Source organism: Acinetobacter sp. CIP 64.7, assembly GCF_000369745.1.
Lineage (GTDB): Bacteria > Pseudomonadota > Gammaproteobacteria > Pseudomonadales > Moraxellaceae > Acinetobacter > Acinetobacter fasciculus.
This window is the reverse complement of the sequence record NZ_KB850181.1, coordinates 1-10,600: the sequence shown is the minus strand read 5'-3', so window position 1 is coordinate 10,600 and position 10,600 is coordinate 1. Positions and strand designations below refer to the sequence as shown.

Genomic DNA, 10,600 nt, shown 5'->3' with positions numbered 1-10,600 from the left:
AAGGCATAGGTATCTACACAATTCCTGAACTTTGCGTTAAATTGAAGAGCATGCTCTTCAATTTAACATCTCTGGCCTGGATCAGCGTCTTGTCAAGCGCTATAACAGCCTTGTAAAGCTCAATATGAACCCTCTTGCTTCACTTGCTCCGGCAATCAAAGACCTGGCTTCTGCCCAAAAGTCGAGTTTCGCAACCACACAAGCGGTCTGGCGATTCCTGAATAATGACAAAATCTCTTTTAGTCAGTTAAACCAGCCAATTGAACATCTTGCATGTGAACAGATCAAGGCATCACCGCATCAATATGCATTGATTGTTCATGACTGGTCTCAGCTACAGTATGTGAAACACCATCATAAAATTCAGCGCCTGCAAAGAACCCATCAATATGATTCAGGCTATGAATTGCAAAGCAGTCTGCTGGTTGATGCAGCCTCGGGACTACCTATTGCGCCACTGGCGCAGACACTATCAGATGCCTCAGGCTGCTATTCCACATTCAGTCAACACTCTGCTGGGCGCAAATCTCATCTAGATTCACTTACCGAACAAATCAAAGTGATTGAACAATATCCCATTGAGAAAACATGTGTTCATATCATTGATCGTGAAGGTGACTCCATTGCCCACCTAAGGGAAATGAGCAGCCAGGGTTTTAAATGGCTGATTCGGGCGAAAGAAGGCCATCGAATTGAGCATCAGGGCAAAACATGCAAAGTTGCAGAAGCCGCAGAACGAGTAGAAACGCAGCAGGTCCAGCCGATTGCCTATAAAGGAAACCGGCATATGTTGCATGTGGGAGAAACTGCTATCCGGATAACACGTGCAGCAAAACCGAAGAGAAATGACGATTCAGGCCAACGGGTTGCTCCCCAGCCAGGGAGTGCGATTGAAGCCAGATTAATTGTTGCCGTAGTGAAAGATGATCAGGATAAGACCGTCGCAAGATGGTCACTAATCAGCAATGTTCCATCAGAGATTACTACGGTAGAGATGACGACCTGGTATTACTGGCGCTGGACAATTGAATGCTATTTCAAGCTGCTCAAGCAGGCAGGTCATGATATTGAAGCATGGCTTCAGACCAGACCTGAAGCCATTTTAAGGCGGTTACTGATTAGCTGTATGGCTTGTGTTTTAACTTGGCGAATCCAGCGTTCTGAAGATGAACACCATCAGAAAATTCGTGTATTTCTCACCCGTCTTTCAGGTCGGCAGCAGAAAAGAGGTAGGTTGGAAAGTGCACCTGCCTTATTGGCAGGGCTTTCGATTTTACTGAACACTCTTCAACTGCTCTCGGAATATTCAATAGATGAACTCAATGAGATAGCCACAATGGCATTAGGTATCTCATAGATGTGTAGATACCTATGCCTAAAAGGAGAGGGAAAAATATTAGCCCCATTAAAAAAGCGCCTTGCGGCGCTTTTTTTGACAGAATGCTTATGCACCCTGTTCAAGCGGTAAGCCTGCATCACGGGCAGCACGAGTACCACCCATCAGAATGACATATTCACGTGAGCTGTCAAAACCCTCTAGTTTTTCCGCAGCACGTGGAGCTTTACTGCCCCCACCACACAAGATGTAAATGGGTTGATCCGCTGACACCTGAGTTAGGCTTTCTGCTGAAAGATCGTTAATGGGCTGATTCACCGCCCCTTTCACGTGTGCTTCAGCAAAAGCACTTGAATCGCGTACATCCCAGATAATTGCATTTTCTGGGAACTCAAATGTTGTAATTTCTTGTTTACGGATCATTGCGCACTCCTTTGATGTAAACAACACTTGGCAAATGAAGAAAACATCCCTAGCATCTCAGATATTCTTTCCCTTTGTAAAGGTCTAAACTATGCCTTCTTTCGATATTGTTTCTGAATTAGAAATTTTTGAAGTAAATCATGCAGTTCAAAACACCCAAAAAGAAATCGCGACCCGCTTTGATTTCCGTGGTCAGGACGTTTCTATTGAACTGAATGAAAAAAACAAGGAAATCAAAATCTCGACTGAAAGCGATTTCCAGTGTGAACAAGTCTATAGCATGCTGGAAAGTCATTTCTTTAAACGCAAAGTCGATATTCAGGCGCTTGATCCACAAAAAATGACGGCTTCTGGCAAAAATGTGATTCAGGTGATCAAGCTTAAAGATGGACTTGACTCAGATACCGCAAAAAAAATTAATAAAGCCATTAAAGAAAGTGGGATTAAAGCGCAATCTTCGATTCAGGGCGACAAGATTCGTGTAACTGATAAAAAACGCGATACCTTGCAACAAGTAATGGCATTCTTGAAAGAACAGCAATTTGGTTTGCCTTTACAGTTCAACAACTTTAAAGATTAAGACCGTTCTGTGTCTTAAAGTAGGAATTATGACGCATCGCAATCGACTGACCAAACTGGTGAACGCCACTTCCAGATTACCACAAGGTATACGCAGTGCTTTACTGAGTAAAACTTTTGGCCGTGTGGTTCCCATGGTAGGCTCTGCCAAGATTCGCTATGTAGAGCTGAGTCCGGCAAAAGTCGTGGTCACAATCGCCAATCATAAAGCTATGCAAAACCATATTGGTCAGGTACATGCCTGTGCCATGGCTTTACTGGCAGAAACCGCGACTGGTTTTGTCACTGCAATGAATGTGCCGGATACGGCAATTGTGCTGATCAAAAGTTTAAAGATTGATTTTAAACGCCCGACGCGCGGTGCCATGACTGCGATTGCTACGCTTACATCCGAGCAGCAAGCCTTGATGCAAAGTTCAGATAAAGGCGAAACATTGGTTCAAGTTGTGGTAAGTGATGAATCAGGTGAAGCTCCGATTCAATGTGAAATGCTCTGGGCCTGGATTGCCAAGAGCCAGCTTAAGAAATCATAATTTCTTCTTTTAGACAAAAAAATCCCAGATATTAAATCTGGGATTTTTTATTTCAAGCCATTATTAGGCTGATTGCGATTCTAAAAGCTTCTGTTTCGCGTCTTCTGGAATCAGACGTTTGTTGCCTTTGACATCTACTGCAACAAAGGTAAATACCCCTTCGGTCACCCGAATCGGTGGGCGTGAATCATCATGACTGTCCCAAACCTCGATTTCCATCTGGATAGAGGTCTTGCCTACTTTTAAAATTTTGGTATAACAACTAATCACGTCTCCGACTTTTACCGGTACCAGAAAAGTCATCTGGTTAATCGAAATCGTGGCACAACGTCCCTTTGAAAATCGTTCTGCGTGAATCGCGCCTGCCAAGTCCATTTGTGAAACGATCCAGCCACCAAAGACATCACCACTCCAGTTGGTATCTGCAGGCATTGCGATCGTCTGTAGGGAAAGAATCCCCTCTGGTCTTACTTGAGAATCTGACACTTTCACTCCAGGCATTTGAATTAGGGTTGGGTATTTAACTGCTGATCAAGCCATTTTTGCAGCTCGCTTGATCGTAATGCACCGCTTATTCTAGCAATTTCGTTGCTTTTATTCATCAACACCAGCGTCGGAATACTGCGAACATTAAATGCCGAACTTAAGCGAGGATTCGCTTCTGTATCAATTTTTGCAAAAACCACATTTGGATATTGTTTTGCGACAGTCGCAAAATGCGGTGCCATCATTTTACAGGGACCACACCACTCTGCCCAGAGATCAATCAGGATTGGTAAGTCACTATGCGTGACAAACTGGCTGAAATTCTGCTCATTTATTTCAATCGGTGCCAGTGGAATCAGGGCTTGATGACATTGACCACAAGCAGGGTTGGCAGTGAGTTTATCTTCAGGGACACGGTTTTTGGCCAGACATTCCGGACATACAATAATCATCTAGCGCACTCCAATATGTTGATGTAAGAATTCTAATTGGGTCGAAACTGCTTTTTCAAACCATTCCCCATGATAAATATCAAAATGTCGGATATTCCACTCATGATATTGCACAAATGGTGCAATATTGGTGGCAGTTTCCCGACTCGATTCAATTGGAATCAGACTATCCCGTTTTGCCGCAATAAACAGTACTGGAATATTAATCTTTCTTACCTCCTGAATCGGTCGATAGCGCATCAGTTTGAAGAATGCCCGTGCAGGAATATGACCACTCCAGTAATAATCCGGATTGACAATCGACAGATAACCTTCATAACTGTCCTGTGTCGGCATAAAACATAGCTCAGGCGGATCAACTACAGGTAAGGTTTTTGGTGCCATACCAACCTTGGCCCCCATATAATCCTGACTGGAAACTTTAAGCGCCTTGGGGAGTTGTTGTAAAGGATATAGTTGGGCACTTTCAGCCCCATCGACAAAAGGCACCTGTACCATCGCCGCCTGAATATTTTTCAGCTCTGCTGCAAGTGTCAATACGTGCCCACCACTTAAGGCCGTACCCCAGAGCACGATCCGTTTACTGTCAATCGATTTGCGTTCCTGAATATGTCTGATCATGGTTCGCCAGTCATCGAGCTGGGCATTGATCGACACCAGTTCACGTGGACGCCCAGTGCTGCCGCCCCAATAGCGATAGTCAAATAAAACCACCGCATAGCCGGCACTGGCAAAACGCTGGGCATATTGCACCAGTTTAAATTGACGTAAGGCAGCCAGACCATGAGCCATCAGGATTACGGCCGGTTTTTCTATATTTTTAGGCCGATAAAAATCTGCAGCAATCACTTCCTGACCGCTTTTGACATACAGTGGTTCAACTGTATAAGCCTGCATACGCGCTCCATTGCGTTATCTTATGGTTATCATCATTTATAAAAATTTCAGAACAGGTTCAGCATGTTTTCAGCTTAATGCTATCATAAAGCATATCGATATAAATGAAATGATGGAGTGGCGTCATGAGCGAAAATGTAGGTTTTGCTGGTCAAATTGGTCCGGAACACGTAACTCAAGTGGTTGAGAAAGGTTTTAAATCGATTATCAACAACCGTCCGGACATGGAAGGTGGTTCCGAGCAGCCAACCAGTGCACAAATCGAGGAAGCTGCACGCAATGCCGGTCTGGATTATGTATTCCAGCCAGTAGTAGCCGGTCAGATTACGGAGCTTGATGTACGCACTTTTGTCAATCATTATAATGAGTTACCAAAACCGATCTTGATGTTCTGCCGCACCGGAAACCGCTCGAATAACTTATATCAACTGGCAAAACAGATGGATCTGCTGGATGACTAAGTCGTTTTGGAAAGGGGTGTTGCTAACAACATATTTTAGCTGTATTACACCTGTTTTTGCTGCAAATGATCTTAGCCGTGCGCTGACCTCTACGGTGAGTGTCACAGGGCAAATGACACCAAGCAAGTTTCAGCAATTGATTCAGCAAGGTTTCAAATCTGTGATTGTAAATCGTCCTGATCAGGAAACTGGTAATAATGTCACGGTAAGTCAATTACGCTCCATTGCGGAGAAATCTCAAGTTAGTGTGATTTATCAGCCTGTGGTGAGTGGCCAGCTTTCTCAGGCGAATATTGAAGAATTTGCTCGATATTATAATGAGCTGCCTAAACCAATTTTGATGGTTTGCCGTAGTGGCACACGTTCAGCTGCTTTGTTTAATCAGGCTAAATCTCAAGGATTGATTCATGAATAAGTTATTGATTATTTTATGTTGTAGTTTGGCTTTTGCCGGTTGTAGCTCGATGAATTTGAAGCCGACTGTGGGTGTAAGTGTGGGAACATCGATTTAACTTGCTTAAGTTTAAAATGAAATATATTTAAGTCCAAATAGATGACAAGTAAATAAATTAACTGAAATCCTTCAAGTAGATGTTGATGTTTAGTTATCTTTTGCTCACTTGAGTATGTTTACTTTAATGTAATGAATTGCTACAAAGCCCTCTTGTTTTGAGGGCTTTTTTGTATAGTGGTAAAATATTACGACATGATTTTAATATAATGTACGACCTCATCATTATTGGCGCAGGCACTGCAGGAATCAGTGCTTATAACGAAGCCGTCGAATATACCCAAAATATTTTAATTATCAATGATGGCCCGTGGGATACAACCTGTGCCCGTGTAGGTTGTATGCCAAGTAAATTGCTAATCTCCTCTGCAAATCGCATGCATGATATTCAAACTGCTGAAGACCTTGCTTTACAACATAATGCTGTCATTGATCCTTCAGATGTGATGCAACGTGTGCATGTCTTTAGAGAACGTTTTATTCTCGCAACCTTGAAAGGTGTCGATCAATGGGACAGCTCACATAAAATTTCCGGAAAAGCCAAATTTATTGATTCCCAAACGATCGAAGTCAATGGACAATACTATCGGGCCAAAAGTTTTATTGTCGCTGTAGGCTCACGCCCCAATATTGATGAAACTTTAAAGAAAAAATTAACAGACAAATACATCACTTCCAATGAAATATTTGAATTCTCCCAATTACCTAAGTCTTTAGCAGTAATCGGGAGTGGCATCATTGCAATTGAATTAGCTCAAGCCATGCAACGACTGGGTGTACGAACCACAATGTTTGCGCGTAGTCAAAAAGTAGGTGCTTTAACTAGCCCGATCTTACAAAAACTAGCACAAGAGCAATTAAGTAAAGAACTGAATATCAAATTTAAAATTTTGCCAGATAAAGTTGAAATACAGGATGATAAAGTAAAAATTAACTTTACAGAAAATGATCAGACTAAGAATATTGAAGTTGAATATGTCTTAGCTGCCACAGGTCGACAAAGCAATATAGATCGTTTAGGTCTAGATCAACTCAATTCAACATTCAAGGACATCAAAAACCTTCCTATCGATAAAGAAACCAAACAACTTGCAAACCTACCTATATTTATAGTCGGTGATGCCGCACTTGATACCCCTATTCAACATGAAGCCGCGCATGCGGGTAAACAGGCGGTTTATAACTGTTTAAATTATCCGGATGTAAAGCCTATTCCTGCCTTAACCGCATTGGCGATTGTATTTTGTCATCCTGAAATGGCGATTGTCGGAAAAAATTTTAAACAGCTAGAAGATCAACACGTCGAATTTATTCGGGGATTCGTCTCTTATGAAAACCAAGGACGTGCTCTAGTTTTGGGAGAAAACTCAGGTGGAATAGAAGTTTATTTTGATAAAAACTCCGGTAAATTACTTGGCGCAGAACTATTCTGTTCACAAGCAGAACATCTGGCCCATTTACTGGCTTGGATGATTGATGCCAATCAGGATATTCATCAGATTCTAGCCAAACCTTTTTATCATCCGACTTTGGAAGAAGGACTCAGAACGGCATTTAAACATGCTCGACGTCAGTTGGATGCATTGCTATAAAGGAGCTATAAACCTATTACGCTTTAAAATTAGTTCTTGCTCTAGTCTAATATTGAGCAATGTTGATGTTAAATTTATATATGACATATATAAGACGATTATTTCGCGCATAAAAAAACACCCCCTATCATTTGACAGGGGGTGTTTTGGAATAATGAGCTGGCGATGACTTACTCTCACATGGGTAACCCCACACTACCATCAGCGCTAAGAGGTTTCACTTCTGAGTTCGGGAAGGGATCAGGTGGTTCACTCTTGCTATGGTCGCCAGCACAACTGTTTATGGACTTGTTCGGGTCTTATTTAACTGCTGTTGCAGTGTTTGCCGTACTTCGTACCAAATGAGTTATTAACAGAGATACTTGAGTTAAATTAGGTTGTTCATTTTATCTAGCTTTTCAACTAAATCAAGTTTGATCGTTTGATTTCGAATCAATTGAGCTTCACTTCTTTCGAAGTTCGTACAACAACTGTTTGGGTGTTGTATAGTCAAGCCTCACGAGCAATTAGTATTGGTCAGCTTCACATATCACTATGCTTCCACATCCAACCTATCAACGTCGTAGTCTTCAACGGCTCTTTAGGAGACATAAAGTCTCGGGGAAATCTTATCTTGAGGTAGGCTTCCCGCTTAGATGCTTTCAGCGGTTATCCCTTCCGAACATAGCTACCCGGCGATGCCACTGGCGTGACAACCGGTACACCAGAGGTTCGTCCACTCTGGTCCTCTCGTACTAGGAGCAGATCCTCTCAAATTTCCAACGCCCACGGTAGATAGGGACCGAACTGTCTCACGACGTTCTAAACCCAGCTCGCGTACCTCTTTAAATGGCGAACAGCCATACCCTTGGGACCTGCTTCAGCCCCAGGATGAGATGAGCCGACATCGAGGTGCCAAACACCGCCGTCGATATGAACTCTTGGGCGGTATCAGCCTGTTATCCCCAGAGTACCTTTTATCCGTTGAGCGATGGCCCTTCCATACAGAACCACCGGATCACTAAGACCTACTTTCGTACCTGCTCGACTTGTGGGTCTCGCAGTTAAGCGCGCTTTTGCCTTTATACTCTACGCGTGATTTCCGACCACGCTGAGCGCACCTTCGTACTCCTCCGTTACTCTTTAGGAGGAGACCGCCCCAGTCAAACTACCCACCAGACATGGTCCTCGTCCCGGATAACGGGACAGAGTTAGAACCTCAATATTACCAGGGTGGTATTTCAAGGACGGCTCCATCGCAACTAGCGTCGCGACTTCAAAGCCTCCCACCTATCCTACACAAGTAAGATCAAAGTTCAATGTCAAGCTGCAGTAAAGGTTCACGGGGTCTTTCCGTCTAGCCGCGGGTACACCGCATCTTCACGGCGAATTCGATTTCACTGAGTCTCTGCTGGAGACAGCGCCCCCATCATTATGCCATTCGTGCAGGTCGGAACTTACCCGACAAGGAATTTCGCTACCTTAGGACCGTTATAGTTACGGCCGCCGTTTACTGGGGCTTCGATCAAGAGCTTCGCTTACGCTAACCCCATCAATTAACCTTCCAGCACCGGGCAGGCATCACACCCTATACGTCCACTTTCGTGTTTGCAGAGTGCTATGTTTTTAATAAACAGTTGCAGGGGCCTGGTTTCTGAGGCTGTCGGCCGCTCAAGGAGCAAGTCCTATCACAGACAACAGCGTACCTTCTCCCGAAGTTACGGTACCATTTTGCCTAGTTCCTTCAGCAGAGTTCTCTCAAGCGCTTTGGTCTACTCGACCTGACCACCTGTGTCGGTTTCGGGTACGATTCCTGTGTAACTGAAGCTTAGAGACTTTTCCTGGAAGCATGGTATCAGCCACTTCACTGTACAAGTACAGCTTGCTATCAGTTCTCAGCATAGAGTACCCCGGATTTGCCTAAGATACATGCCTACAACCTTCCACCTGGACAACCAACGCCAGGCTGACTTAACCTTCTCCGTCCTCTCATCGCATTACACAGAAGTATTGGAATATTAACCAATTTCCCATCGACTACGCCTCTCGGCCTCGCCTTAGGGGTCGACTCACCCAGCCCCGATTAACGTTGGACTGGAACCCTTGGTCTTTCAGCGTGCGAGTTTTTCACTCGCTTTGTCGTTACTCACGTCAGCATTCGCACTTCTGATACCTCCAGCAGACTTCTCAATCCACCTTCATCGGCTTACAGAACGCTCCCCTACCACTCACAATAAATTATGCATCCGCAGCTTCGGCATATAGTTTTAGCCCCGTTACATCTTCCGCGCAGGCCGACTCGACTAGTGAGCTATTACGCTTTCTTTAAAGGGTGGCTGCTTCTAAGCCAACCTCCTAGCTGTCTATGCCTTCCCACATCGTTTCCCACTTAACTATAATTTTGGGGCCTTAGCTGGCGGTCTGGATTGTTTTCCTCTTGACTACGGACGTTAGCACCCGCAGTCTGTCTCCCGGATAGTACTCATTGGTATTCGGAGTTTGCATCGGTTTGGTAAGTCGGGATGACCCCCTAGCCGAAACAGTGCTCTACCCCCAATGGTATTCGTCCGAGGCGCTACCTAAATAGCTTTCGGGGAGAACCAGCTATCACCAAGTTTGATTAGCCTTTCACCCCTATCCACAAGTCATCCCCTGGCTTTTCAACGACAGTGGGTTCGGTCCTCCAGTTAGTGTTACCCAACCTTCAACCTGCTCATGGATAGATCACCTGGTTTCGGGTCTATACCCAGCAACTAAACGCCCTATTAAGACTCGGTTTCCCTACGGCTCCCCTATGCGGTTAACCTCGCTACTGAATATAAGTCGCTGACCCATTATACAAAAGGTACGCAGTCACCGGACTAAGCCGGCTCCCACTGCTTGTATGCATGCGGTTTCAGGATCTATTTCACTCCCCTCACAGGGGTTCTTTTCGCCTTTCCCTCACGGTACTGGTTCACTATCGGTCAGTCAGGAGTATTTAGCCTTGGAGGATGGTCCCCCCATATTCAGACAAGGTTTCACGTGCCTCGCCCTACTCGACATCATCATATAAGCCCTTTCGTGTACAGGACTATCACCGTCTACGGTCGCACTTCCCAGAGCGTTCCACTAGAACTTATATGACTTAATGGGCTCTTCCCCTTTCGCTCGCCGCTACTGAGGGAATCTCAATTGATTTCTTTTCCTAAGGGTACTGAGATGTTTCACTTCCCCTCGTTCGCCTTGCAACACTATGTATTCATGTTGCAATACCTACCTTATGGTAAGTGGGTTTCCCCATTCAGACATCTCCGGATCACAGGATATTTGCCGCCTCCCCGGAGCTTTTCGCAGGCTATCACGTCTTTC

General features: G+C 44.5%; 10 protein-coding genes and 2 rRNA genes. 6 read left to right on the top strand and 6 right to left on the bottom strand.

The genetic code is table 11. From position 1 onward, the window contains the following. Positions 1-124: 124 nt before the first annotated feature. On the top strand, positions 125-1,357 hold the full coding sequence (locus tag F890_RS16600; protein ID WP_004730312.1) for a transposase: 1,233 nt from the start codon (positions 125-127) through the stop codon (positions 1,355-1,357). Positions 1,358-1,444: 87 nt separating this feature from the next. Here the strand turns inward: F890_RS16600 and F890_RS16595 are convergent, their stop codons facing one another. Further along, positions 1,445-1,759, bottom strand: a complete 315-nt coding sequence (locus tag F890_RS16595) for a rhodanese-like domain-containing protein (protein ID WP_004733697.1) — start codon at positions 1,757-1,759, stop codon at positions 1,445-1,447. A 91-nt stretch (positions 1,760-1,850) separates the two neighbouring features. On the opposite strand from F890_RS16595, the gene F890_RS16590 reads away from it, so the two are divergent. Both F890_RS16590 and F890_RS16585 read left to right on the top strand, forming a co-directional pair. After that, entirely contained in the window at positions 1,851-2,339 is a 489-nt protein-coding gene (locus F890_RS16590) for a YajQ family cyclic di-GMP-binding protein (protein ID WP_004281601.1), read from the top strand. Between the two features lie 28 nt (positions 2,340-2,367). Beyond that, positions 2,368-2,871 carry a DUF4442 domain-containing protein gene (locus F890_RS16585; protein WP_004733694.1) on the top strand — a complete coding sequence of 168 codons (504 nt, stop codon included), beginning with the start codon at positions 2,368-2,370 and terminating at the stop codon, positions 2,869-2,871. A 63-nt stretch (positions 2,872-2,934) separates the two neighbouring features. On the opposite strand, the gene F890_RS16580 is transcribed toward F890_RS16585, so the two are convergent. From F890_RS16580 to F890_RS16570, 3 genes are read right to left on the bottom strand one after another with little or no spacing between them, the layout of a single operon-like run. After that, a complete protein-coding gene (locus tag F890_RS16580) occupies positions 2,935-3,372 on the bottom strand; it encodes an acyl-CoA thioesterase (RefSeq protein WP_211100818.1) in 438 nt (145 codons plus the stop codon). 5 nt (positions 3,373-3,377) lie between these two features. Then, positions 3,378-3,809, bottom strand: a complete 432-nt coding sequence (trxC, locus tag F890_RS16575; RefSeq protein ID WP_004733689.1) for a thioredoxin TrxC — start codon at positions 3,807-3,809, stop codon at positions 3,378-3,380. After that, complete coding sequence (locus tag F890_RS16570) at positions 3,810-4,706, bottom strand: alpha/beta hydrolase (RefSeq protein WP_004733687.1); 897 nt, start codon at positions 4,704-4,706, stop codon at positions 3,810-3,812. A gap of 125 nt (positions 4,707-4,831) precedes the next feature. Here F890_RS16570 and F890_RS16565 point away from each other — a divergent pair, with 125 nt between their 5' ends. From F890_RS16565 to F890_RS16555, 3 genes are all read left to right on the top strand, one after another. Beyond that, a complete protein-coding gene (locus F890_RS16565; RefSeq protein ID WP_004733684.1) occupies positions 4,832-5,167 on the top strand; it encodes a protein tyrosine phosphatase family protein in 336 nt (111 codons plus the stop codon). Next, positions 5,160-5,582 (top strand): protein tyrosine phosphatase family protein, encoded by a 423-nt coding sequence (locus F890_RS16560; RefSeq protein ID WP_004733682.1) that lies wholly within the window; start codon positions 5,160-5,162, stop codon positions 5,580-5,582. The genes F890_RS16565 and F890_RS16560 overlap by 8 nt, the downstream gene beginning before the upstream one ends. Before the next feature lie 305 nt (positions 5,583-5,887). Continuing rightward, entirely contained in the window at positions 5,888-7,270 is a 1,383-nt protein-coding gene (locus F890_RS16555; RefSeq protein WP_017397643.1) for a dihydrolipoyl dehydrogenase, read from the top strand. A gap of 157 nt (positions 7,271-7,427) precedes the next feature. On the opposite strand, the gene rrf is transcribed toward F890_RS16555, so the two are convergent. Together rrf and F890_RS16545 are read right to left on the bottom strand one after the other, a co-directional pair. Next, positions 7,428-7,542 (bottom strand): 5S ribosomal RNA (gene rrf, locus F890_RS16550). A 213-nt stretch (positions 7,543-7,755) separates the two neighbouring features. Further along, positions 7,756-10,600: ribosomal RNA gene (locus F890_RS16545) — 23S ribosomal RNA — on the bottom strand; the annotation flags it as partial.